Here is a 24825-nt window from a genome sequence, read left to right on the forward strand (position 1 = left end):
GGGCTTACTGAGGAGGCCAATAAATGAATCAATTAGAGAGAGATTATAACCATTGTCACAATATAATGAAAGAACATTCAAAAACGTTCTCATATGCCTTTGATTTTTTGGATCTAAAAAGAAAAAAAGCAATTTGGGCTATTTATGCAGTTTGCAGAATTATAGATGACAGTATTGATAAATACAAAGACCTTGAGCAATTAGACGGCATAGCTAGAGATTTAGATGTGATTTATAGCGATTGTGATTATATTCAAGCGTATCAAAGTGATGCAGCTATTATGAATGCTTTAAGTAATACATTGAATACATATTCAATACCTAAAAAACCTTTTGAATCTTTAATTCAATATGTGAAGGAAGATTTAGTTTTAAAAGAAATGCAAACTGATTCAGATTTATATGAGTATTGCTATGGTGTGGCAGGTACTGTCGGTGAATTGTTAACTCCTATATTAACTTCATCAAATGAAAATAATTTCGAGCAAGCTGAAGAAGCTGCGATTGCTTTAGGCAAGGCAATGCAAATAACTAATATTTTAAGAGATGTCGGCGAAGATTTTCAAAATGGGAGAATTTATCTAAGTGTAGAAAAATTAGCTCAATATCGAGTTAATCTACATTCTATATATTATGAAGGAGTTACGCCAAATTATATAGAACTATGGGAAAGTTACGCTACAGAGGCAGTTAGGTTATATGACATTGCATTAAACGGTATTAATTATTTTGACGAAGAGGTACGTTACATTATCGAATTAGCTGCGATAGCTTATCATGAAATACTTGTGGAAGTAAGGAAGGCAAACTATACGTTGCATAAGAAAGTATATGTCAGCAAATTGAAAAAAATGAAAATTTATCGTGAACTTAGTGCGAAATATAATAGGAGTGAAACATTATGAAGATTGCAGTTATAGGCGGCGGTGTTTCAGGTTTAGCTGCAGCTTCAAGATTAGCAGCAAACGGTCACCAAGTTGATTTATATGAAAAGAACCAACAAATAGGTGGCAGGATGAATCAGATCAAGCAAGATGGCTTTACATTTGATATGGGACCAACCATCGTAATGATGCCTGAGATTTATCGAGATGTTTTTAATTACGCTCAAAAAAATATGAATGATTACTTGGAAATTAAACAATTATCACATATATATGATGTTTATTTTAGTGAAACAGATCAAATTCGCGTTCCTACAGATCTTGCTCAATTAAGAGATATGCTTGAAGGTATTGAACCTAACTCTACACATGGTTTTATGTCCTTTTTAACAGATATATACGAAAGATATGAAATAGCACGAAAATATTTTCTAGAACGTACGTTTAGGAAACCTACGGATTTTTATAATCCTTTTACTATATATCAAGGTATGAAACTCAAAACATTTGATAAAGCAGATAATTTAATTGAAAAATATGTTGATAATGAAAAAATCCAAAAGATTTTAGCGTTTCAAACATTATATATAGGTATCGACCCTAAACGAAGCCCGTCATTGTATTCAATTATACCCATGATAGAGTTAATGTTTGGTGTTCACTTTATAAAAGGTGGTATGTATAGCTTTGTCAGAGCGCTTCAAACGCTAAATGAAGAATTAGGTACTCAAATTTATACCAATGCAAACGTTGAAGAAATTATCATTGATAGTAGGTATAAGCGTGCGGAGGGACTAAAAGTAAACGGACATATAGAAAAGTATGACAAAATAATTTGTACTGCTGATTTTCCATATGCTACTTCATCCTTAATTAAAAATGAACATCATCCTAAGAAGTATACGACACAGAAAATTGATAATATGGACTATTCTTGCTCAGCCTTTTTAATGTACATAGGGGTTGATAAAGATTTATCTGAAGATATCTTGTTACATAATGTTATATTTTCAAAGGATTTTGATAATAATATCAATGAAATATTTTCCGGGGAAATATCCCAAGATCCATCAATATATGTCTACGCTCCTAGTGTAGAAGATCAGTCGTTAGCGCCAGAAGGTCAAACAGGTATTTATGTGCTGATGCCCGTTTCAGAATTGAAAACAGGTGATACGGATTGGTCTGATGAGTCAACAATCACACAAGTGAAAGATATTATTTACAATAAGCTTTCTACGATTAAAGCGTTAGAAGATTTGAAAAAGCAAGTTGTGACAGAAATTATTTATACGCCTAAGGATTTTGAAGGAGATTATAATGCTAAATTTGGAGCAGCCTTTGGTTTAATGCCTACTTTAGCGCAAAGTAACTATTACAGACCGCCTAATGTGAGCAGAGATTACAAAAATTTATATTTTGCTGGAGCTAGTGTTCATCCAGGAGCAGGAGTGCCAATTGTACTGACGAGTGCTAAAATTACAGTTGATGCTATGTTAGAAGATATTAATAATGGTATATAAAAAACGCTTAAAATCACTTTTTAATAATGTGATTTTAAGCGCCTTTTTAACTAATCGAACGTAATGGTTTGTGGTGTATCTAATTTTTTATCGTTCATAATTTTTATGGATTTTGGTATTACTTTAATTACACACAAGTTTGGATCATCCTTAGAGTCAAAAAAGGACTTATCTTGTTTGTTCCAAATCCAATCAATAGTCTCTTGATCTTTCAGTATTTCAACATTAGCATCAATTTCTAGAAAACTACGATTATTCGTTTCATCGTAACCTATAAGTACATGAGCTTTGGGATTATCTTTAAATTCAGCAATTTTTTTAGACTCAATGCTTGTCTTAGTATAAAGTGTGTGTCCATCATTATAAAATACCATGTATCTACTATTAGGTGTATTGTTATGTGCAGTAGATAGGACACCTATTTTTGATGTATTTAATATATTTTCAATTTCATTTTGTAATTGTTCGTTATTCATAATTTAATCACCTCTGATAATAATATACCCTGAAGTTGCCTATAATATGTAAGGTCTTAAAATTTATTTTATTTTTTAGTGAATTATACAAAAGTTAAAACGGGTATATGATTGAAAACACAATCTTAAGTTAAAGGACAATTATAAAGTGAATTTGTATGAAACAAGCTGGGAGGCAATAAAATGCATTTAGGAGTCATACTTAACAGAGTTTTTAGAACGAAAGATAATCCACTTTTTCAATATATAGTGAAGCATCAAAATGAGATAAATAAATTGTATTTGATCTTACCTTTAGAAGATTTAACTGACGCATCAGAAGTAAAACGTGACTATTACCATAAAGTTGTAAAAGGATTTGCAAATGCTTTAGATAAGCATGATATACAACCTCATATTGTCACATATGAAAAGCTAGGTGAATTAGCCGAAACATTGGCGTTATCTCACGTATTAGTAGCAAAAGATATTATGAGTTATCACAAAGAAATATATGACTATCCTCATGTAAAAAAGGCTTTTGAAAATCACCAAATTACAGTAATTGGACAGCGCGTGAATCATTATTTTGAGCCAACAAAGACTTTTAATAAACAGCAACAGCCTTATAAAGTATTTACTAGTTTTTATAAAGCAAATCGTCAGGATTTAGTATACACCCCTAAAAAAAGTTATCAATTTAAGCAGTTGTCTCAAATTGCGGAAAAGGGTTCAAATCAAAGTGACTTAAAATTTGAAAATGATAAAGATATAGAAAAGTTAGCGCGTAAAGCTTGGGCTGATTTTTTAAATGGTGACATAGCTGATTATGATAAATTGACTGACGATGTGTCGCAGGATTTTGTAAGTGGATTAGGTAAATATTTAGCATATGGACTACTCGATATTCGTGAAATTATAAATGATTTACTTGAAGATTATGAGAGCGATGAAAAAAATTATGAAGCTTTTATAAGAGAGGTTATATTCCGTGAATTTTATTATGTGTTAATGACACAGTATCCAGAAACGGCAACTAAATCTTTTTCTGAAAAGTATCGAAACATGCAATGGTCGTATAATAAAACACATTTTGAAGTATGGAAAAAAGGTCAAACTGGCTACCCAATCGTTGATGCCGCAATGAAGAAGCTGAATCGTACAGGCTATATGCATAATCGCTTACGAATGGTCGTATCACAATTTTTAACGAAAAATTTATTTATTGATTGGACTTGGGGTGAGGAGTACTTTAGACAGTATTTGATAGATTATGATAATGCATCTAATGTACATGGATGGCAGTGGTCGGCATCTACCGGAACAGATGCAGTGCCTTATTTCAGAATGTTTAATCCTATACGTCAAAGTGAGCGCTTTGATGCGCAAGGGTATTTTATTAAAACACAGCTAGAAATATTTAATGATGTGAGCAGTAAATACATTCATGATCCAACTAAATATAAAGACAAGTTACAAGAAATTTATCATATTGAAATTGGAAAAGATTATCCACAGACTATCGTGAATCATAAAAATAGTAGAGATTATGTTATGGATAAATTTAAGCAATTATGACATATCATCCAATAAAAAGGAGTGATTCATTTGTTGAAAAATGAAATACATCGTATTTATTTAGACAAAAATAATAATGAGGTAACTATTAATAGATTTAATGTGACATATCGCTATACTATATTAGAACAAATTAATGATTTGCCACAATATGGTTATGCAGTTTTAAACCATTTATATGCTAATCCTGGTTTAGAGGCAGACTTCGAGCATGTGTTCTTAAATAGAGATAAACATCTAAGGCATACTGAAGGATTTGAAAATCTATTGTTTTTAAAGCCACATAGTACACATGAACATTATGTTATCATTACGTTTTGGCAAGACGAAGCAGCTTACAAACATTGGCAAGAGTCTCAGGAATATAAAGCATCTCATAAAAATAGAGGAACCAAACAAGGTGCTGATAAATCTATTGTAAATAGAAATCTATCCTTTAATATTAGTTTAGAATTAGAGTAGGACGTGTTGTAATAGTAGCTATTTAGTAATTTAATAAGTTATTTTTATAGCTTTTGAAATTTAGTTTTTTTTTAATAAGAGTTGATGCATAATCAAACTTGATTATGTGACAACTCTTTTCTTTGTTATAAGTGTATTAGAAATGAATAAGGTGTTCTAGAATAATATTGTCACTTAATTTCAACAGCAATATCAATGTTTAATAGTCGGCACCATAATACTCATGCTTAAGACATACCTTATAGATAACCGTCTAAAAGGCATCCTTATATTAAAAATAATCTTTGAAAAGACTTGCGGAATTTTACCCATGCATCTGTATCAAGGTAATATTTATCTCCTGTTTTAATGATGACTTCTTTTTTGATTAAATTATTGAAGGTTCTTGTGTGCTTAATATTTAAATCATCGTAAGTTTTAGCATTTAGGGGTGAAGTAGCTTCTAATTTAATCATTTGCTTAGCAACTCTATTTTGTTTCCAAACAATCGCTTCTGCACCATTAGACATAAGGCTCACTCCTTTTTGTATAATTATAACATTATATAATATTGGTATCATAGTTTAATATTTTAATGATTTGTACAATATAAATAGAAGTGACAGATTGAATCAACAAACTTTTAGCACATAAATTGTATTATATTGATATTTCCAGTACGCATATGGCAAAATGTATTTACTACCATAAGGGGTGTTATATGAAAATAAATAAAATCATAAATAACAATGTGATTAGTGTCACGCAAAATAATCAAGAGCGTGTCGTTATGGGGAAAGGCATTGGATTTCAAAAACACGAAGGAGATATCGTAGAAGAATCGAGGATTGATAAGATTTTTGATTTAAGCAGTCAAGAGATATCAGAACGTTTCAAAACGTTATTAATTGAAGTGCCAATCGAAGTTGTTCAAGCAGTTGAGAAGATTATTGAGGTTGCTAAAGTTGAATATCATAAAGACTTGAGTGATACCATTTATGTCGCACTCACAGATCATATAAATTTTGCAATTGAGCGTCAACAACAAGGTATGACGATAAAGAATGGCTTATTGTGGGAAATAAAAAAATTCTATCCTACTGAGTACGAGATTGGGATACGTGCTTTGGACTGGATTGATGAAAGTGTAGCTGTTAAATTACCCGTTGATGAAGCGGCGTTCATAGCGATTCACTTACTCAACGCAGAACATAATAATTTGGCGGATTACAACCAAGTGACTGAAATGGTGAGAAATATCTTAAGTTTAGTAAAATATCATTTTAGATTAGAATTCGATGAAGAAAGTCTAACTTACTTTAGATTTGTAACACATTTAAAGTTTTTAGCGCAACGTATTAATGCTAATAGTCCACTTAATACAAGTGAAATGGAACTCTATGAAATCGTGAAGGAAAAGTATAAAGACGCGTTTAAGTGTGTGAAGAAGATTGAATCATTTTTAAATAAAAAGTATCAGTATGAAATGACTCAAGACGAAGCTTTATACTTAACGATTCATATACAAAGATTAATATCTAGAAATGAAAGCGTTGACAATTAATAATTATGTGGTAGATTAATGTTAAGAAAACAAAATAAACAATTAATTGTTTAGGATTGTAACTGTTCGGCAGGCGAGACCTAAGCCATTAATAGACGATTTTATCTGGGGATAAGTGTGTCTATTTATGGTTTAGGTCTCTTTTTTTATTGTCCTAAATAAGATGGGAGTGACTCAAATGGGAAATGAGCAAAGGATGGCTGATGAAATTTTAAAAAATATCGGCGGCAGTGATAATGTAAAAAATTTAACACATTGCATGACACGTTTAAGATTTGTATTAAAGGATGAAAGTAAAGCCAATGATGAGGCTATAAAAAATCTAGATGGGGTAATGGGTTTGCGAAAACAAGGAGGACAATATCAAATTATTGTCGGCAATAATGTTTCACGAACGTATGCTGATCTAATGAAATTGGGAGTAAGCGGTGGTGCTAAGAGTAACGAACCCGTTGAGAAGAAAAAATTAACACCTAAGCAAATAGGTATTAATATTTTAGATGCCATTATTGGTACGATGTCACCTTTAATACCTGCTATTATCGGTGGTTCAATGATTAAATTGTTAGTAATGATTTTAAATATGACTGGGGTATTATCATCTGAAAGTTCAACGTTTAATATACTAAATACGATTGGTGACGCACCGTTCTTCTTCTTACCTATGCTTGTTGCAGTATCGGCAGCTAGGAAATTTAACAGTAATGTGTTCTTGGCATTAGCAGTAGCTGGGGTCATGGTTCATCCAGTATTTATGGAGATTATGGAGAAAGCCGCTGAAGGTAAAGCAGCAACATTTGCATACGTACCAGTCATGTCTGTGAAATATACGTATACGATTATTCCTGCTATCGTTATGACTTGGCTATTGAAATATATTGAAGATATCATTGATCACATTACGCCTATCGTTATGAAAAACTTTTTAAAACCTATGTTGATTTTGTTAGTTGCAGCGCCAATTGCAATTATTATTGTTGGACCTGCTGGAATTTTAATAGGTACAGGATTATCGCAATTTGTCTTCTTCGTGCATGATCAATTAGGTTTCTTAGCAGTAGCTATTGTAGGTGCATTATGGCCGTTATTAGTTATGACAGGTATGCATCGTGTATTCACACCTACGATTGTTCAAACTATTGCGGAGACTGGTAAAGAAGGTATGGTTATGCCATCTGAAATTGGTGCCAATTTATCACTTGGTGGTGTTTCACTTGCAGTAGCATTTAAAACTAAAAATAGAGAATTACGACAAACATCATTAGCGGCAGCCTCTTCAGCGATTATTGCAGGCATTACTGAGCCCGCATTATATGGTGTAGCCATTCGATTAAAACGCCCTATGATTGCATCGATGATTACAGGATTTGTTGCAGGAGCAGTTGCAGGACTAGCAGGTCTTGCGAGTCATTCTATGGCTTCACCTGGTCTGTTCACAAGTGTGCAATTCATAGATCAAGACAACCCTATGAGTATTCTATGGATAATTGTTGTAATGTTTTTATCTATTGTATTGTCATTTATTTTAACTTTAGTGCTTGGATTTGAAGATATACTAGAAGCAGAAGATGATTTATTAGATGCAGAGTCGAAAGGTGACATGATTGTAGAGGCGCCTGTTGAAGGTAAGGTGAAGCCGATTGAAAGTGTTGAAGATGATGTGTTTAGTAGAGAAGTGATTGGTAAGAGTGTAGCGATTGAACCAACAGGTAATAAAATATATGCGCCAGTAACAGGAACAGTGACCTCAGTCTTCCCTACGAAGCATGCTGTTGGAATAACAGGTGACGATGGTGTAGAAGTATTAATTCATGTAGGTATTGATACTGTTAAGCTAGAGGGGAAACCATTCACATCTGAAGTTGAACAAGGCGATCATGTGAATAGTGGTGAGGTTATTGGATCCTTCGACTTAACTGAAATTATTGAAGCAGGTTATGACCCAACAACAATTGTAGTTATTACAAATACATATGATTATGACTCTATTACGTCTTTCGATACTGTTGACGTTAGTGCTCATACATCAATATTAGGAGTGGTTAAAAAATGACGATAAAAACTTTTCCAGAAAATTTTCTTTGGGGTGGTGCTATTGCAGCAAATCAAACAGAAGGTGCGTGGAATATTGGTGGAAGAGGTCTAAGTAATATAGATTTAATACCACATGGACCAAACAGACAAGATATTAAATTAGGATATAAAACATCGCAATTAAGTGATAAAGAATACTATCCAAGCCATACAGGTATAGATTTTTATCATCATTATAAAGAAGATATTGCTATGCTTGCTGAAATGGGATTGAAAGTCTTTAGAGCCTCTATTTCATGGAGTAGAATTTATCCGAATGGTGATGAAGCAACACCTAATCAAGCCGGTATTGATTATTACACAGACTTATTTAAAACATGTAAAGAGCATAATATCTCGTTACTCGTAACATTGGCACATTTTGATATTCCTATGGGGATTGTTGAGCAATATGATGGTTGGAAGAATAGAGAAACAATTGATTTATATATTAAATTTGCAGAAACATGTTTTGAAAATTTTGGTGCATATGTTGATTATTGGATTCCATTTAATGAAATTAATGTTGTGTTACACAGCCCATTTTCAGGTGGTGGATTATATTTTGATGAAAATGAGAATAGGGAAGCATTGTTATATCAAGCAGCACATTATATGTTAGTTGCAAGTGCTAAAGCTGTGGAAAGTTGTCACCGTATCACGCCCGATGCTCAGATAGGTTGTATGATTGCAGGCGGTAGTTTTTATCCGTATAGCTGTAATCCCGAAGACGTCTGGCAGTCTATGATTGACGAAAGAACGAATACGTTCTTTGTAGATGTTCAGTCTAAAGGGAAATATCCTTACTATATGGAATCACTATTTAAGTCTAAAGGAATCCAAATTGATATCACTGAACACGATAAAGAAGTTTTGAAACAAACCGTAGATTTTGTAGCGTTCAGCTACTATGCATCTAGAACCTCTATTGCTGATATTACAAGAGTAGAACAAAATGAAGGTAATATAATAGTATCGGCTAAAAACCCATACTTAAAGATGAGTGATTGGGGATGGGTTGTCGATCCGCTTGGTTTAAGGATTACGATGAATCAAATATATGAACGCTTTGAGAAACCACTATTTGTGGTTGAAAATGGATTAGGAGCAAAAGATGTCATAGAAGCAGACGGCAGTATCCAAGATGACTATCGTATTGATTATATGCAACAACATATTCAAGCGATGCATGATGGCATTCAAGACGGTGTACCATTGCTTGGCTACATTAGTTGGGGAATTATAGATTTAGTCTCAGCATCCACAGGTGAAATGAGTAAACGTTATGGTATGATATTTGTTGACAAAGACGATGCTGGTAATGGCACCTTAAAACGTAAAAAGAAGAAATCATTTGATTGGTATAAAAAAGTCATACAACAAAATGGTATAGAAATCTAAAGAGTTAGAGAACCAAGTATTTATATTTGGTTCTCTTTTTTATTTTGTACCTCCGTAACACAACAATTGTTTTTATTAAAAGACAATATGTTTTTTCAATCTAGGAATCATATGAAATATAACAATAATCAAATTATAATTGAATATTTACAAATAATATATTTAATTAATATAGGCTTAAAATAGTAATGTTAGAGTTGTGAGGAAAGAGTGATATGTATCATCAGAGGAGGAGTTATATGAATCAGAAGAAGCATCAATCGATTACTTTCCGCGCTGCAACGAGTTTTGTCCTATTATTTAGTCTTATTGCTACACCACAAGCAAGTAGTTCAGAGAAAGCGGCCGATAATGCCAATCCAACAGCACAGCAAGAAAGCAATAATAAAATAAAAATTTTAGACAAAAAGCCTAAAGTTGAAGAGATCAAAAAGCAAAACAAGCCTAACCGAATTATTACAAATATAAACGGTAATCCACAGTCAGAAATGGGTTTTAGTTGGTATACATCAGATAAATTTGATGACTCCAAAGTATGGGTCTCAGAGTCTAAAAACTTTAAAAATGCCAAAACATTTGATGCAGACGCTCAAAAAGTAGATTCAAAATACCTTGAAAGAGATAAGCAAGGAAACATCATTTTTAAAGATATTGCTAAAGATGATGAAGGTGAACCAGTAAAAGGTAAAGACGGTAAAGAAAAAGTGAATGGTTATTATACAGACAAACATGCTGGTGGACCAGAATGGATGAGTGGCGACAAGCATGGAAAAACAAACTTAATAACTGAAGCAGAGCATACATACAAAGCACAAGCAAAAGGTTTAAAACCGAATACGAAGTACTACTATAAAGTAGGAAGTGATAAAGGTAAAAAGAGCCAAGTTGGACAGTTTAAAACAGCAGGCAAAAAAGGCGATCCATTTAATTTCGTACAATACACAGATACGCAAAATGCATTTTGGAATGAAAATGTAAGAAATGAAGCTGCATTTGGTGCAGATACATTGAAAAATGCTATTCAAACAGCTGGAGATCCTAGCTTTGCTTTACACACAGGTGACTTTATTGAAACAGCAGAAGTTGAAGATGAATGGAAAGATTTATATAAACAATCGCGTCCGTCATTCATGTCATTACCAGTTGTGGCTACAGCAGGAAATCATGATGAATACCCATTAAATGAAGAAGATGAAAAACTATTAACTAAATTTAATGAACATGTGAACGTACCAAAAGAAAATGACGCTGTGAATGGTGGCTCTTACTACTCATTTGATTACAACGGTGCACATATGGTTGTTGCAAATACCAATGACAACAAAAAATCTAAAGACAATCCAGATGAAAAAGCAATTGGCAAAAAACAAATGGAATGGATTAAGAAAGACATCAAAAAAGCACGTGATAACGGCTCCAACTGGGTGGTTTTAAATCTACACAAACCAATGTATTCTAAGTCTTATCATGCTTTATCAGACGAAGATGTGAAGAAAATTAGAGAAGAGTTAACAAAAGAAATAGATGAGTTAGATGTAGATTTAGTATTACAAGGTCATGATCATGTATTATCACGTACACATCCACTAGAACATACATCGACAAAAAACAGTTTCGTGAATGCTAAAAAAGAAGACACTAAACAATTTGTTGGTCAAGACAACGTCACATATTATGATAATCCAAAAGGTTCTGTGTATGTGCTGCCCAATACAGGTGGAACAAAAGAATATGACAGTATCTATGACCGTTCTTTAGAACATATTAAAAAAGTAAGACCAGAATTAAGTGGGTTAACTGAAAAAGATTTAGAACACTATAACAGCCTATTTAAATTAGGTAAGCAACCTCAAGAAACAGATGCCTTTAAAGATAGTCACTCAAATAACCGTGACTCTTCTTCACAAAACTTCTCAGTCTATGAAGTTGAAGGTAATACATTGAAGGTTAAAATTTATCAATTAAATGGTGACATTAGTAAGGGTGAACAGCGTAATGTTGAATTAGTTGATGAATTTGGTATTCAAAAAGACAATAAATAATTAAATCAATGCCTAAGTTAGAGGATAATAGTCTAGCTTAGGCCTCTTGATTTCCCAGGAAATTGAGGATTGATAGATAATGAAACGAGCAATAAGATATTTAACAATAATAGTTTTATCTTGTATGGCGTTAGCTGCTTGTAATAATGAAACAGAAGAACCTCAACAGTCAGGTGAAAAAGCTAAAGCTACTAAAAGTGCTAACCAAGAAAATTCATCTAAAGCGTCTATCTCAGACAAAGATAAAAAGGAAATTAAAAAAGAAGTCTTGTCGTGGCTTTCAAAACATGAAAAAAACAATGATAAGGCAGTATCAAATCGTTATTTCGGTAGCGGTAGTATGTCCGATGGGGATTGGTATGCAGGTACTGAAGATGGGGAAATTCAAGTAAGCAACAAGGGGAAACCAGGGGCGAAAGCTTTTGATTTACATACTGTGACAGGCGCAGTAACTTACACATCAAATGAAGGGGTAACTGGTATAGATAAAGATTCAAAAAACTTATCAAATATTGAAGGGTATAATGCAGTCGCTGATATTAATAAACCCGTAACTAAATATTTATTTGCAGATAACGGTCAAGTGTATGAATATGCATTTAACGATTCAAAAGACATTACACTGTCATCTGGTTTTGCACCTAAAGATCATAATGGAAAAGACCCAAACTTAAGTCCAAACCAAATGTTCAAAATAAGCGATAATAAAGCACTTAACGATTTTTATAGCAAGTTATTGGAGAAATATTAGTAAACTATTATAACTTTATCGCATTAGCTTATATCACTAGTGATAGTAAAAAGTAAGTTGTTATATTGAAGCTTATAGTGGAAATAATAATAGTAAAGATAGAGACACTAAAATATTTATCCAGTGAGAAAAGTACAGAATAAATAAAAATACACCCCAAAAGTTGGACTAAAAATCTAACTTTTGGGTTTTTTGTATAATATTAACTGAAAATAAGCTACATAAATAAGAAAGACAAAAGCAATGCTATAAAACTTTATAATATATGAATAGAAATAGGTATTCACTTTTTTTGAAATTTATTATATGCTTTGAAATATATTAACTAAATGAGGTGAGCATTTGAATAAATTTTCAAAATCTGTCATATCGATTTCGCTTGCAACTGTATTTACAATTGCAACACCACTAACTACATATACTACTGTTGTGCATGCCAATGAATCAACTGCACCGGTAATGGAACAACAAGATCAAACAAATCTTGGCTCTGAAAATATTATGGCAGTTTCATGGTATCAAAATTCAGCAGAAGCTAAGGCACTTTACTTACAAGGTTATAATAGTGCAAAAGTACAATTAGACAAAGAGCTTGAAAAAAATAAAGGCAAACATAAACTTGCAATCGCACTTGATTTAGATGAAACAGTTCTAGATAATTCACCTTATCAAGGTTACGCGTCTATAAATAATGCATCGTATCCGGAAGGTTGGCATGAATGGATACAGGCCGCTAAAGCAAAACCTGTATATGGCGCTAAATCTTTTTTGAAATATGCCGATAAAAAAGGTGTAGACATTTATTACATTTCTGATAGAGACAAAGAAAAAGACTTTAAAGCAACTCAAAAAAACTTGAAAAAGCAAGGTATTCCACAAGCCACAGATAATCACATCTTGCTTAAAGATAAAAATGATAAGAGTAAGGAACCTAGAAGACAATTAGTAAAAAAAAATCATAAGTTAGTAATGTTATTTGGTGATAATTTATTAGACTTCGGGGACCCTAAAAAACCTAATGCTGCAGAGCGTGAAAAGTTTGTTCAACAACATAAAGAAGACTTTGGTAAGAAATACATTATTTTCCCTAATCCAATGTATGGTAGTTGGGAAGCAACACTATATAACAATAACTATGATATGAGTGATGCGCAAAAAGATGAACTAAGAAAACAATCAATTAAGCAGTTTAATCCTTCAACTGGAAAAGTTGAATAATAATAAAACTGGTAGTGAAACAACATTTATTTTTATTACTAGTTAATGAAGAATAATTTAGAGATTTGAACCAAAGTGAGTTATCTGGAGAACCGTTAATTCGATAAAAAATACGATTTATATAGCTATATTAATTTTAAGACTGTAAACATATTTACTTTCAGAGTAATGTTTATAGTCTTTTTTCTAATTAGCAGGTATGTAACTTATGTGAAGATAGATAAAATAAAAACCAAGATCAATGAAGTATGACATCCATTGATTTTGGTTAATTGTACACTATTAAGAAACGTCTATTGAGAGTGCTAAGTTAGACTCCGCGCGAGCTAGTTTAAATTATGAAGCGTTGAAATTACTGAAACCATATCGTAATTGATGACTAAATCTGCTCTATAATCATAAGGCGTCACATCTTTATTAATAATAATAAGATTTTCTCCTTTGAAGTTTGAAATTAGACCGGCCGCTGGTTGAACTACGAGTGAGGAACCTAAAACGATTAATGTATCAGCTGTTTCAATTTTATTAATAGCATTAAAAATAGTATTTTGATTTAACATTTCTCCATAAAGTACAATATCAGGTCTAATGATGCTTCCACATGACTCACAATGGCGCAAGTGATGCTCCATGACGTAAGTTTTGTCATATTCATTGAAACAATCAACACAATAGAATTGATTTAAAGTCCCATGAAGTTCATCTACATTTAAGCTACCCGCATCTGAATGAAGGCCATCGATATTTTGGGTGATAACACCTAAAGATTGATGGTCTTTTTCTAGTTGCGCAATCCATTGATGAATGGTATTGGGTTGTTTATCAGCAAGGAGTAAACGTTTATGATAAAAATCGACAAATCCCTCCGGATCATCTTGTAGATAATTAGTACTTAACAAGTACTCAGGTGAGTAACCATCTTTTGAAATTTCATCGAACAAGCCACCCATAGAACGGAAATCAGGCACACCGCTTGCTACAGAGACACCAGCACCTGTAAAAAATGTTATTCTACGAGAATTATTAATGATATCTTTCAATTGTTCAATATTACGATCCACACTTATCACTCCATTAAAAAATATACTCTCTTGTTGCGAATATTTTATTATACTTAAGATAATTTTAAATATTAGCTACTATTTTAGCAAATATGGAAAAGTATAATTAAGAGCAAATAAATCTATGACTATTGTAAGGCATCTAATGTACTAAGAATATTATAGATTGAATCTAAACAAACTCGATAAAGCCTCGTCATTCACAGTGCTTCTTATGTATTAGTGAATGATTGGGGCTTTATTTTTTTATATGAAATTTTAAAAAACCATATATATTTTCTAAAATAAAAGTACAATTCAAGTTTTTTTAATAACTATTAATTGAAAAATATTATCATTTGTATTGACAACTATAAAGGACCAATATATGATATAAATCAAATCGTAACTATTACGATTTGATTAGACTGCTGCAATGAGCTAAAGTTTTTTAATCAATATTAATAGATTTATATAAAATATTTTTAAATAGAAGGAGAGTCGTATGAGTCGAAAGGTTATAGAATTTTCAAAGTATAATCCATCGGGGAATATGACGATACTAGTGCATTCGCAACATGATTCAAGAGATTACGCAAACATAGCTAACCAATTGATGACAACGAGTCATGTTTGTTGTGAGCAAGTTGGATTTATAGAATCCACCAATACGGATTTTAATAGAAATTGTCATTTAGTTATGAGCGGAAATGAATTTTGTGGTAATGCCACAATGTCATACATACATTATTTGCAAGAAAGTAACATACTGCAAAAACATCAATGTGCAATAAAAGTTTCGGGATGTACTGAGTTGGTTCAGTGTGAAGTACATAGCAATCAACATTATGAAGTCAGTATGCCCCAAGCACAGCACGTGTCCCCGGTAAAGCTTAATATTAATCAGCAACAATGGCATGCAATAGAAATTGTTTATGAGTCATATGTGCATTTTGTTGTTCCAGTCACTGAAGTGACTACAGAATTGCAACATCAGGTTGAACAATTTGTCCGACAGCAAACAAGGAGTAATAAGTATAAAACAATAGGTATCATGTTATTTGATGAACAACGTCAGTTTCTTAAACCACTTATTTTTATACCAGAAATTCAAAATTTGGTTTGGGAGAATAGTTGTGGTTCTGGTACTGCATCGATAGGTATTTTTAAAAATTATAAATCTAACAGTACATGCGAGGATTTTATAGTTCATCAGCCGGGCGGCAACATTTTAGTAACATCTAGGAAATGTCCAAAGTCTGGGTTCCAAACTTCCATTAAAGGACAAGTCTCAACTGTCGCAACAGGAAAAGCATTTATAGAATAGGAGACTGAAATGAAAAATTTAGAGAAAGAGATTAGCGCTATATTACATAAATATTTATTGAATTTTGAAACACTATATGAAAATGTCTTAGAAAATAGTGACTCCGTTGATGCATTAGAAACATTAGTGGATGAGTACAGTCAGTTTATATTAAATCCCGTGTTTAAACGATTATACGAAGATTGGGAAGATGAAGTGGTAAAAGAACATCTCACGACGAGGCTCCAATTTATATCAGCCCAATGTGTTAAACAAGTAGAAGTGATTCGAGCGCAACGTTTGTTAGGCGGTAAGACTTCTACTTCTGGCTACTTTGATAACATAGAGCACTGTATTAATGAAGAATTTGGGCAATGTCATATAACTGAAAATGACAAATTATTGTTAGTTGGCTCTGGTGCATATCCTATGACGCTCATTCAAGTGGCAAAGGAGACTGGCGCTGCTGTTATTGGTATTGATATTGATCCAACGGCAGTTGATTTAGGGCAAAGAATTGTTAAAGTATTAGCGCCAAATGAAGATATTGAGATTACAGAGCAGACAGTAAATCAATTAGCAGATATCAAAAAAGTGACACATATTATATTTAGTTCAACAATTCCAATTAAATATGACATATTAGAGCAACTTTATGATTTAACGAATGAAAATGTTGTTGTTGCAATGCGATTTGGTGATGGAATCAAATCATTGTTTAATTATCCTTCTAAGGAAACTAGCGTAGATAAATGGCAATGTGTAGATAAACGTATACAACCTAATCAAATTTTTGATATTGCTTTATATCGAAAGACAGCAATAAAGGTTGGTGTAGCGGATGTCTAAAACATTAATTATAGGTACGGGGCCAGTTGCAATTCAATTGGCCAATCTGTGCCATCTAACAACAGACAAGCAAATAAATATGGTAGGCCGTGCCTCAACCTCGTTGAAATCAAAAAAGTTATTTCAAGCGTATCAACGCGATAACTACTTTGAAGTAACGACACAAAATGATGCCCATAAACAAATGGCAGGTCGCTTTCAAATTAATCACTTATATGCCGACATACAAGATGTTGAAGGTATTTATGACACGATTATTATGGCGTGTACTGCAGATGCATATCATAGTACATTGGCACAACTATCGACAACAACATTAGAAAAAGTAAAGCGTATCTTGTTAGTTTCACCTACATTTGGTTCGCAAATGATTGTAGAACAGTACATGGCGGATTTTAATAAAGATATTGAAGTTATATCGTTTTCTACGTATTTGGGCGACACACGTTTGTACGATGTTGCGCAACCTAATCATGTTGTCACAACTGGGGTGAAGTCCAAATTATACATAGGTTCTAATCTTGGTTATTCGGAAACAATTGTTTTTTTAAAAGGTGTCTTCGAACAATTTCACATAGCTTTGACTGATATGCCAACACCTCTACATGCTGAAACACGCAATAGTTCTTTGTATGTACATCCCCCATTATTTATGAATGATTTTTCATTAAAAGTCATTTTTGAAGGGACAGAGGTACCTGTTTATGTATATAAGTTATTTCCAGAAGGTCCAATTACGATGACGCTCATTTATGAAATGCGCTTAATGTGGACAGAAATGATGACCATTTTAGCGAAATTTAGTGTGCCGTCAGTCAATCTTTTGGAATTTATGGTGAAAGAAAACTATCCTGTGCGTCCTGAGACATTAGCGGATGATGACGTCTGCAGTTTTGAAAAATTACCAGCAATCCATCAAGAATATTTATTATATGTCAGATATACAGCAATATTAATAGATCCGTTTTCAGAGCCTGATCAGCACGGCCGCTATTTTGATTTTTCGGCGGTACCGATTAAGCAACTTTATGAAAATGAACAAGGCGTCATTCATATACCACGTATGCCAAGTGAGGATTATTATCGTACTTCAATTATTCAACATATTGGGAAACTATTAGGTATTAAGACACCAATGATTGATTCATTTATGAAGCGTTATGAGCAATATTGTCAGGACTATAAAAAGCATAACCATCACAAACAACTATCATCACAATTCAACATGAACTTATTTAAAGATGATAAATCTTTGGTAGGGGCTTTCTTAGATACCAAAGGTAAGATTTAGTAATAAAGATTTGTAATATAAGAATATTAAATAGTTTTTTGTTTTACATAAGTATGATTCACACGAATATAAATGATATTACAATTTATAAATGAGAAAGAGGAAAAATGATGAATAAACTTACTAAGATGAGCGCAGTATTAATTGCATCAGGTATTATTTTAGCGGGATGTGGAAACGGTAAAGGCATAGAGGAAAAGAAAGAGAATAAGCAGTTAACGTATACAACAGTGAAAGATATTGGAGACATGAATCCACATGTCTACGGTGGATCTATGTCTGCAGAAAGCATGATTTATGAGCCGCTTGTACGTAACACTAAAGATGGTATCAAGCCATTGTTAGCTAAAAGTTGGGATGTATCTGATGATGGTAAAACGTATACTTTCCATTTGCGGGATGATGTTAAATTCCACGATGGTACTGAGTTTGACGCTGAGGCAGTTAAGAAAAATATTGATGCAGTTCAACAAAATAAAAAATTGCATTCATGGTTAAAGATTTCAACATTAATTGATAATGTCAGTGTTAAAGACAAATATACTGTCGAAATTCAGTTAACAGAACCGTATCAACCGACTTTAGCAGAATTAGCAATGCCACGACCATATGTATTTGTATCACCAAAGGATTTTAAGGATGATGGAACCAAGAATGGCGTGAAATCATTTGATGGCACAGGTCCATTTAAACTGGGTGAACATAAAAAAGACGAGTCAGCAGATTTTAATAAAAACAATGATTATTGGGGCGAAAAATCTAAGTTAAACAAAATACAAGCAAAAGTAATGCCTGCAGGTGAGACTGCCTTTTTATCAATGAAAAAAGGTGAGACAAACTTTGCTTTCACAGATGATAGAGGTACAGATAGCTTAGACAAAGACGCCTTAAAACAGTTGAAAGATTCTGGTGATTACCAAGTTAAACGTAGCCAACCTATGAATACAAAAATGTTAGTGGCAAATTCTGGTAAAAAAGACAGTCCAGTGAGCGATAAAACTGTAAGGCAAGCGATTGGTTATATGGTAAATAGAGATAAAATATCTAAAGAGATATTGGATGGCGAAGAAAAGCCAGCAACACAACTATTCTCTAAGAATGTTACAGACATTAATTTTGACATGCCTGCGCGTAAATATGATATGAAAAAGGCGAAAGCACTGTTAGATGAAGCGGGATGGAAACAAATAGGAGATAGTAAAGTCCGCAAAAAAGATGGCAAAGCATTAACAATGACTATGTATTATGACAAGGGCTCTTCGAGTCAAAAAGAACAAGCAGAGTTTTTACAAGCAGAATTCAAGAAAATGGGTGTTCAATTACAAATTAATGGTGATACATCAGATAAAGTTGCAGAACGTCGTACATCTGGTGACTATGACTTAATGTTTAATCAAACTTGGGGATTATTGTATGACCCACAAAGTACAATGAGCGCATTTAAAGCAAGTAATGGATATGAAAGTGCAACTTCAGGTATCGCTAACAAAAATGAGCTGTACAACAATATTGATGAATCATTTAAAATTCAAGATAGTAAACAACGTTCTGCTGCATATAAAGAAATTTTACAACAAATAGATGATGAAGGTATTTTCATTCCTATATCACATGGCAGAATGACTGTGGTTGCACCTAATGATTTAGAGAAATTATCATTTACACAGTCGCAATATGAATTGCCGTTTAATGAAATGCAATTTAAATAAAGGAGTGCATTCATAGTGTTCAAATTTATTTTAAAGCGCATGATAATTATGGTTCCATTGATGATTGTAGTGAGTTTCATGACATTCTTACTAACTTATATAACAGATGAAAATCCGGCGGTTACAATTTTACATGCGCAAGGCACACCGGACGTATCGCCCCAATTAATTGAAGAAACAAATGAGAAGTACGGATTAAATGATCCGTTATTAATTCAATATATGAATTGGTTATTGCAAGCATTACAGTTAGATTTTGGTACGAGTTATATTACAGGCGATCCTGTTGCAGAACGTATTGGACCAGCATTTTTAAACACCTTAAAACTGACTGTCATTTCCAGCATTATGGTAATGATTACATCAATTATTTTAGGTGTTGTTACTGCCTTAACAAGAGGGAAGTTTGCAGATCGTGCAATACGTTCTGTGGCTTTCTTTCTAACGGGCTTACCATCTTATTGGATTGCTTCGATGTTAATCATTTATGTTTCTGTAAATTTAAATTTATTGCCAACCTCTGGACTGACGGGTCCTGAAAGTTACATATTGCCAGTTATTGTTATTACTATTGCATATGCTGGTATTTACTTTAGAAATATTAGGCGTTCAATTGTTGAGCAGTTGAATGAAGACTATGTACTGTATTTGAAAGCAAGTGGGGTGAAATCGACAACGCTAATGTTGCACGTATTACGTAATGCATTACAAGTTGCCGTATCAATATTCTGCATGTCTATACCAATGATTATGGGTGGTTTAGTAGTAATCGAGTATATATTTGCTTGGCCAGGTTTAGGGCAATTAAGTTTGAAAGCCATATTAGAACATGACTTCCCTGTCATACAAGCTTATGTATTAATTGTCGCCATACTATTTGTAGTATTTAATACATTGGCAGATATAATCAATGCACTCTTGAATCCAAGATTAAGGGAGGCAGCGTGATGATTATTTTAAGACGTTTGTTACAAGACAGAGGTGCCGTTATTGCTTTAACCATTATTGTCTTATATGTTGTGTTAGGTTTTGTAGCTCCTTTTGTAACAATCTATGATCCTAATTACATAGATACAGCTAACAAATATAGTGGAATAAGTTTACAACATTTCTTAGGAACTGATCATTTAGGACGGGATATTTTAACGAGGCTAATTTATGCGATTAGACCGAGCTTATTATATGTTTTTGTAGCGCTATTTATTTCTGTTTTGATTGGTGCCATATTAGGTTTTGTTTCTGGTTATTTCCGGGGTTATATTGATGCTATTATCATGCGTATGTGTGATGTGATGTTAGCGTTCCCTAGCTATGTTGTTACACTCGCACTGATTGCATTATTTGGTATGGGTGCTGAAAATATTATTATGGCATTTATTTTAACGCGTTGGGCATGGTTTTGCCGTGTGATTCGCACAAGTGTGATGCAATATACAGCATCAGATCACGTTAAATTTGCGAAGACAATAGGCATAAGTGATTTGAAAATTATTCGCAGACACATAATGCCGTTGACGCTAGGTGATATTGCAATAATATCTAGTAGTTCTATGTGTTCTATGATTTTACAAATATCTGGATTTTCATTTTTAGGGTTAGGTGTTAAAGCGCCGACTGCTGAGTGGGGGATGATGCTCAACGAAGCTAGAAAAGTAATGTTTACTCATCCAGAAATGATGTTTGCTCCGGGTATTGCTATCGTTATTATAGTTATGGCATTTAACTTTTTATCAGATGCATTACAAATTGCGATTGATCCAAGGATATCTTCAAAGGAAAAACTACGTTCTGTGAAGAAAGGATTGGTGCAATCATGACGTTATTAACAGTAAAACATTTGTTTATCAAAGATAGCTGGACAAATCAGACCATTGTTAACGGGGTGAGTTTTACAGTGGATAAAGGTGAAGTGTTAGGTATTATTGGTGAAAGTGGAAGTGGCAAGTCAGTTACGTGTAAAGCTTTAGTAGGCTTGAATCCTAAGCGCTTAAGTGTTGAAGGAAAAGTGACATTTAATAATGTACAAATGCTTACTTTGTCAGAAATGCAGTTAAAGAAGCATAGAGGTAAAGATATTGCGATGGTTATGCAACAAGGCAGCCGTGCATTCGATCCATCATCTACAGTGGGCAAGCAACTGATTGAAACTATGAAGGTTCATACGCAACTATCGATTCAAGAAATCGAAGCAACATTGATAGAATATATGGATTATATGGGATTAAGCAATCCCAAACAGATATTAAAGTCATACCCCTATATGTTATCTGGGGGAATGTTACAGCGTATGATGATTGCTTTAGCTTTGGCATTAAAACCCAAACTAATTATTGCAGATGAACCGACGACAGCTTTAGATACTATTACACAGTATGATGTGTTACAGGCGTTTAAAGATATTAAGCAGCATTTCGATTGTGCCATGATCTTTATTTCACATGACTTAACAGTGATTAATCATATCGCAGACCGAGTAGTCGTGATGAGAAATGGACAACTTATTGAAGAAGGCGCTAGAGAAGCGGTACTATACCAACCACAACAACCCTATACTCAATATTTATTATCCACACGAAAAAAAGTTAATGATTATTTTAAATCTGTATTAAGGGGGAAAACAGATGCTTAAGATTATGAATGTTGAAAAGTCATATTCGCGTTCGCAAATATTTAGGTGTAGTATGACCCCTATTGTTAAAGATGTATCCTTTGAATGTCCAGTTGGTAAAGCAATTGCAATTATCGGCGAGAGTGGTAGTGGAAAATCAACATTGAGTAGGATGGTATTAGGTATTGAGAAGCCTAACAAAGGTTCAGTAACGTTGAATGATCAGCCAGTGTATAAGAAAAAGGTCAGAAATTATCAAATAAGTGCGGTTTTTCAAGATTACACATCTTCATTACATCCTTTCCAATCTGTGAAAGAAATATTATTAGAAGTGATGTGCCAGTGTGACAATCAACCTAAGGCAGTTATGGAGAAACGAGCGATAGCATTATTAGAAGAAGTTGGATTATCGAAAGTATACATGGACAAATATCCCAATATGTTATCCGGTGGTGAAGCACAACGTGTAGCGATTGCCCGCGCGATAAGCATGAATCCCCAATACATATTGTTTGATGAAGCAATCAGTTCTCTAGATATGTCGATTCAAACGCAAATTTTAGATTTGTTAGTAAATTTACGCTCGAAAAGGCAGTTAAGTTATATCTTTATTACACATGATATTCAAGCTGCTACTTACTTATGTGAGCAGTTAATTATTTTTAAAAACGGTAAAATTAAAGAACAAATTGCAACCAAAGATTTACATCTAAGTGATAATGCTTATACAAAAGCTCTAATTGAAAAACAACTATCATTCTAAGGAGTGAGACGATGAAAGGTGCTATGGCATGGCCTTTTTTGAGACTATATATACTAACATTAATGTTTTTTAGTGCTAACGCTATTTTGAATGTCTTTATACCATTACGAGGACATGATATTGGAGCTACAAATACGGTTATCGGTATTGTAATGGGTGCTTATATGTTAACTGCTATGGTATTTAGACCTTGGGCAGGGCAAATTATTGCACGTGTTGGCCCGATTAAAGTATTACGCATCATTTTAATTATTAATGCAATTGCATTAATTTTATACGGTTTTACTGGATTAGAAGGATATTTCTTAGCACGTGTGATGCAAGGTGTTTGTACAGCGTTCTTCTCGATGTCATTACAACTAGGAATTATTGATGCTTTACCAGAAGAGCACCGTTCAGAAGGGGTTTCGTTGTATTCACTATTTTCGACAATTCCCAATTTGATTGGTCCTCTTATAGCTATTGGTATTTGGCACGCTGACAATATATCTATTTTTGCGATTATTATTATTTTTATTGCGCTATCCACTACGTTCTTTGGCTATCGTGTCACAATTACCGAACAAGAACCGGATACCTCTCATAAAATTGAAAAAATATCATTTAATGCTATTACGGTATTTGCCCAGTTTTTCAAAAATAAAGAGTTGTTTAATAGTGGTTTAATCATGATTGTAGCATCGATTGTATTCGGTGCGGTAAGTACTTTTATTCCGTTGTACACTGTGAATTATGGCTTTGCGAGTGCGGGTATATTCCTAACTATTCAAGCTATAGCAGTGGTTGTAGCAAGATTTTATTTAAGGAAATATATACCATCGGATGGATTATGGCATCCAAAATTTATGGTAACTGTGTTATCGCTACTGATGATTGCATCTTTTGTTGTGGCGTTTGGCCCGCAAGTAGGCGTCGTAATTTTCTATGCGAGCGCAATCTTAATCGGTATCACACAAGCTTTGGTATACCCAACATTAACGTCTTATCTAAGCTTTGTCTTACCTAAAGTAGGGCGTAACATGTTATTGGGTTTGTTTATTGCATGTGCAGATTTAGGCATTTCTTTGGGAAGTGTCATAATGGGACCACTATCTGATTTATTAGGATTTAAATGGATGTATATTATTTGTGCTCTACTTGTGATTGGCGTCATGTTTTTAAGTGCGATGAAACATCCTATATCCTATAAGTCGAGCTAACGTGGATTCTAAAAAAGGTTCATTGATTAAGTTTAAAATTATAGAGGTATTATATATAATAAACGCTATAAATTGCTTGGAAAAGGCATTTTATAGCGTTTTAAATTTGGAAATTCAAATAAATAATAAG

General features: G+C 33.3%; 22 protein-coding genes. 19 read left to right on the forward strand and 3 right to left on the reverse strand.

What is annotated here, in order from left to right; translation table 11 throughout:
- Positions 1 to 23 precede the first annotated feature (23 nt).
- Both BTM19_RS04655 and BTM19_RS04660 read left to right on the forward strand, forming a co-directional pair.
- Positions 24 to 905: a phytoene/squalene synthase family protein gene (locus BTM19_RS04655; protein WP_029378639.1), complete on the forward strand. Its 882-nt coding sequence runs from the start codon at positions 24 to 26 to the stop codon at positions 903 to 905.
- A complete protein-coding gene (locus tag BTM19_RS04660) occupies positions 902 to 2407 on the forward strand; it encodes a phytoene desaturase family protein (protein ID WP_029378638.1) in 1506 nt (501 codons plus the stop codon). Before BTM19_RS04655 ends, BTM19_RS04660 begins: the two co-directional genes overlap by 4 nt.
- Positions 2408 to 2457: 50 nt before the next feature.
- On the opposite strand, the gene BTM19_RS04665 is transcribed toward BTM19_RS04660, so the two are convergent.
- Positions 2458 to 2883, reverse strand: a complete 426-nt coding sequence (locus BTM19_RS04665) for a pyridoxamine 5'-phosphate oxidase family protein (protein WP_016911010.1) — start codon at positions 2881 to 2883, stop codon at positions 2458 to 2460.
- A 183-nt stretch (positions 2884 to 3066) separates the two neighbouring features.
- Between BTM19_RS04665 and BTM19_RS04670 the strand changes: the two genes are divergently transcribed.
- Both BTM19_RS04670 and BTM19_RS04675 read left to right on the forward strand, forming a co-directional pair.
- Positions 3067 to 4440 carry a cryptochrome/photolyase family protein gene (locus BTM19_RS04670; RefSeq protein ID WP_058625630.1) on the forward strand — a complete coding sequence of 458 codons (1374 nt, stop codon included), beginning with the start codon at positions 3067 to 3069 and terminating at the stop codon, positions 4438 to 4440.
- 21 nt (positions 4441 to 4461) lie between these two features.
- Entirely contained in the window at positions 4462 to 4902 is a 441-nt protein-coding gene (locus BTM19_RS04675; RefSeq protein ID WP_225489395.1) for an antibiotic biosynthesis monooxygenase family protein, read from the forward strand.
- Positions 4903 to 5168: 266 nt separating this feature from the next.
- Here the strand turns inward: BTM19_RS04675 and BTM19_RS04680 are convergent, their stop codons facing one another.
- Positions 5169 to 5411: a hypothetical protein gene (locus BTM19_RS04680; protein WP_029378635.1), complete on the reverse strand. Its 243-nt coding sequence runs from the start codon at positions 5409 to 5411 to the stop codon at positions 5169 to 5171.
- A gap of 191 nt (positions 5412 to 5602) precedes the next feature.
- Between BTM19_RS04680 and licT the strand changes: the two genes are divergently transcribed.
- The 6 genes from licT (at position 5603) to BTM19_RS04710 (ending at position 13930) form a co-directional block, all read left to right on the forward strand.
- Positions 5603 to 6445, forward strand: a complete 843-nt coding sequence (gene licT / locus BTM19_RS04685; protein ID WP_029378634.1) for a BglG family transcription antiterminator LicT — start codon at positions 5603 to 5605, stop codon at positions 6443 to 6445.
- Positions 6446 to 6623: 178 nt separating this feature from the next.
- Positions 6624 to 8498: a PTS cellobiose/arbutin/salicin transporter subunit IIBC gene (gene ascF / locus BTM19_RS04690; protein WP_099265753.1), complete on the forward strand. Its 1875-nt coding sequence runs from the start codon at positions 6624 to 6626 to the stop codon at positions 8496 to 8498.
- Entirely contained in the window at positions 8495 to 9919 is a 1425-nt protein-coding gene (gene ascB / locus BTM19_RS04695) for a 6-phospho-beta-glucosidase (protein ID WP_099265754.1), read from the forward strand. Before ascF ends, ascB begins: the two co-directional genes overlap by 4 nt.
- A gap of 239 nt (positions 9920 to 10158) precedes the next feature.
- Positions 10159 to 11961, forward strand: a complete 1803-nt coding sequence (locus tag BTM19_RS04700) for a purple acid phosphatase family protein (RefSeq protein WP_099265755.1) — start codon at positions 10159 to 10161, stop codon at positions 11959 to 11961.
- Between the two features lie 79 nt (positions 11962 to 12040).
- Positions 12041 to 12712 carry a hypothetical protein gene (locus tag BTM19_RS04705; RefSeq protein WP_038679298.1) on the forward strand — a complete coding sequence of 224 codons (672 nt, stop codon included), beginning with the start codon at positions 12041 to 12043 and terminating at the stop codon, positions 12710 to 12712.
- Positions 12713 to 13054: 342 nt separating this feature from the next.
- Positions 13055 to 13930 carry a 5'-nucleotidase, lipoprotein e(P4) family gene (locus BTM19_RS04710; protein WP_099265756.1) on the forward strand — a complete coding sequence of 292 codons (876 nt, stop codon included), beginning with the start codon at positions 13055 to 13057 and terminating at the stop codon, positions 13928 to 13930.
- Positions 13931 to 14256: 326 nt separating this feature from the next.
- Here the strand turns inward: BTM19_RS04710 and BTM19_RS04715 are convergent, their stop codons facing one another.
- Positions 14257 to 14991, reverse strand: coding sequence for an NAD-dependent protein deacylase (locus tag BTM19_RS04715; RefSeq protein WP_099265757.1), 735 nt, complete (start codon positions 14989 to 14991; stop codon positions 14257 to 14259).
- A 484-nt stretch (positions 14992 to 15475) separates the two neighbouring features.
- Between BTM19_RS04715 and cntK the strand changes: the two genes are divergently transcribed.
- The 9 genes from cntK to cntE all read left to right on the forward strand — a co-directional run bounded on the left by cntK (position 15476) and on the right by cntE (position 24695).
- Positions 15476 to 16297: a histidine racemase CntK gene (gene cntK, locus BTM19_RS04720; protein WP_099265758.1), complete on the forward strand. Its 822-nt coding sequence runs from the start codon at positions 15476 to 15478 to the stop codon at positions 16295 to 16297.
- Between the two features lie 9 nt (positions 16298 to 16306).
- Positions 16307 to 17125, forward strand: coding sequence for a staphylopine biosynthesis enzyme CntL (gene cntL, locus BTM19_RS04725; RefSeq protein ID WP_038679289.1), 819 nt, complete (start codon positions 16307 to 16309; stop codon positions 17123 to 17125).
- Positions 17118 to 18416, forward strand: coding sequence for a staphylopine biosynthesis dehydrogenase (gene cntM, locus BTM19_RS04730; protein ID WP_099265759.1), 1299 nt, complete (start codon positions 17118 to 17120; stop codon positions 18414 to 18416). Before cntL ends, cntM begins: the two co-directional genes overlap by 8 nt.
- Positions 18417 to 18526: 110 nt before the next feature.
- Positions 18527 to 20125 carry a staphylopine-dependent metal ABC transporter substrate-binding lipoprotein CntA gene (gene cntA, locus BTM19_RS04735; RefSeq protein WP_029378624.1) on the forward strand — a complete coding sequence of 533 codons (1599 nt, stop codon included), beginning with the start codon at positions 18527 to 18529 and terminating at the stop codon, positions 20123 to 20125.
- A gap of 15 nt (positions 20126 to 20140) precedes the next feature.
- Positions 20141 to 21073: a nickel/cobalt ABC transporter permease gene (gene opp1B, locus BTM19_RS04740; RefSeq protein ID WP_029378623.1), complete on the forward strand. Its 933-nt coding sequence runs from the start codon at positions 20141 to 20143 to the stop codon at positions 21071 to 21073.
- The gene (gene cntC / locus BTM19_RS04745; protein ID WP_029378622.1) at positions 21073 to 21942 is read left to right on the forward strand and encodes a staphylopine uptake ABC transporter permease subunit CntC; all 870 of its coding nucleotides are present in this window, start codon (positions 21073 to 21075) and stop codon (positions 21940 to 21942) included. Before opp1B ends, cntC begins: the two co-directional genes overlap by 1 nt.
- A complete protein-coding gene (gene cntD, locus BTM19_RS04750; RefSeq protein ID WP_029378621.1) occupies positions 21939 to 22754 on the forward strand; it encodes a staphylopine uptake ABC transporter ATP-binding protein CntD in 816 nt (271 codons plus the stop codon). Before cntC ends, cntD begins: the two co-directional genes overlap by 4 nt.
- Positions 22747 to 23496, forward strand: a complete 750-nt coding sequence (locus tag BTM19_RS04755) for an ABC transporter ATP-binding protein (protein WP_038679287.1) — start codon at positions 22747 to 22749, stop codon at positions 23494 to 23496. Before cntD ends, BTM19_RS04755 begins: the two co-directional genes overlap by 8 nt.
- 11 nt (positions 23497 to 23507) lie before the next feature.
- On the forward strand, positions 23508 to 24695 hold the full coding sequence (gene cntE, locus BTM19_RS04760; RefSeq protein WP_029378619.1) for a staphylopine family metallophore export MFS transporter CntE: 1188 nt from the start codon (positions 23508 to 23510) through the stop codon (positions 24693 to 24695).
- The last annotated feature ends 130 nt before the right edge of the window (positions 24696 to 24825 follow it).

It is taken from the genome of Staphylococcus xylosus, from assembly GCF_002732165.1.
GTDB lineage: Bacteria > Bacillota > Bacilli > Staphylococcales > Staphylococcaceae > Staphylococcus > Staphylococcus xylosus.

Coding starts and splice junctions, on each gene's coding strand:
- cntK (WP_099265758.1), top strand. CDS start 15,476: ATGAGTCGAAAGGTTATAGAATTTTCAAAGTATAATCCATCGGGGAAT.
- ascF (WP_099265753.1), top strand. CDS start 6,624: ATGGGAAATGAGCAAAGGATGGCTGATGAAATTTTAAAAAATATCGGC.
- BTM19_RS04705 (WP_038679298.1), top strand. CDS start 12,041: ATGAAACGAGCAATAAGATATTTAACAATAATAGTTTTATCTTGTATG.
- cntC (WP_029378622.1), top strand. CDS start 21,073: ATGATTATTTTAAGACGTTTGTTACAAGACAGAGGTGCCGTTATTGCT.
- cntM (WP_099265759.1), top strand. CDS start 17,118: ATGTCTAAAACATTAATTATAGGTACGGGGCCAGTTGCAATTCAATTG.
- BTM19_RS04670 (WP_058625630.1), top strand. CDS start 3,067: ATGCATTTAGGAGTCATACTTAACAGAGTTTTTAGAACGAAAGATAAT.
- cntE (WP_029378619.1), top strand. CDS start 23,508: ATGAAAGGTGCTATGGCATGGCCTTTTTTGAGACTATATATACTAACA.
- BTM19_RS04680 (WP_029378635.1), bottom strand. CDS start 5,411: ATGTCTAATGGTGCAGAAGCGATTGTTTGGAAACAAAATAGAGTTGCT.
- licT (WP_029378634.1), top strand. CDS start 5,603: ATGAAAATAAATAAAATCATAAATAACAATGTGATTAGTGTCACGCAA.
- BTM19_RS04755 (WP_038679287.1), top strand. CDS start 22,747: ATGCTTAAGATTATGAATGTTGAAAAGTCATATTCGCGTTCGCAAATA.
- BTM19_RS04665 (WP_016911010.1), bottom strand. CDS start 2,883: ATGAATAACGAACAATTACAAAATGAAATTGAAAATATATTAAATACA.
- ascB (WP_099265754.1), top strand. CDS start 8,495: ATGACGATAAAAACTTTTCCAGAAAATTTTCTTTGGGGTGGTGCTATT.
- BTM19_RS04655 (WP_029378639.1), top strand. CDS start 24: ATGAATCAATTAGAGAGAGATTATAACCATTGTCACAATATAATGAAA.
- BTM19_RS04700 (WP_099265755.1), top strand. CDS start 10,159: ATGAATCAGAAGAAGCATCAATCGATTACTTTCCGCGCTGCAACGAGT.
- BTM19_RS04660 (WP_029378638.1), top strand. CDS start 902: ATGAAGATTGCAGTTATAGGCGGCGGTGTTTCAGGTTTAGCTGCAGCT.
- cntA (WP_029378624.1), top strand. CDS start 18,527: ATGAATAAACTTACTAAGATGAGCGCAGTATTAATTGCATCAGGTATT.
- cntD (WP_029378621.1), top strand. CDS start 21,939: ATGACGTTATTAACAGTAAAACATTTGTTTATCAAAGATAGCTGGACA.
- cntL (WP_038679289.1), top strand. CDS start 16,307: ATGAAAAATTTAGAGAAAGAGATTAGCGCTATATTACATAAATATTTA.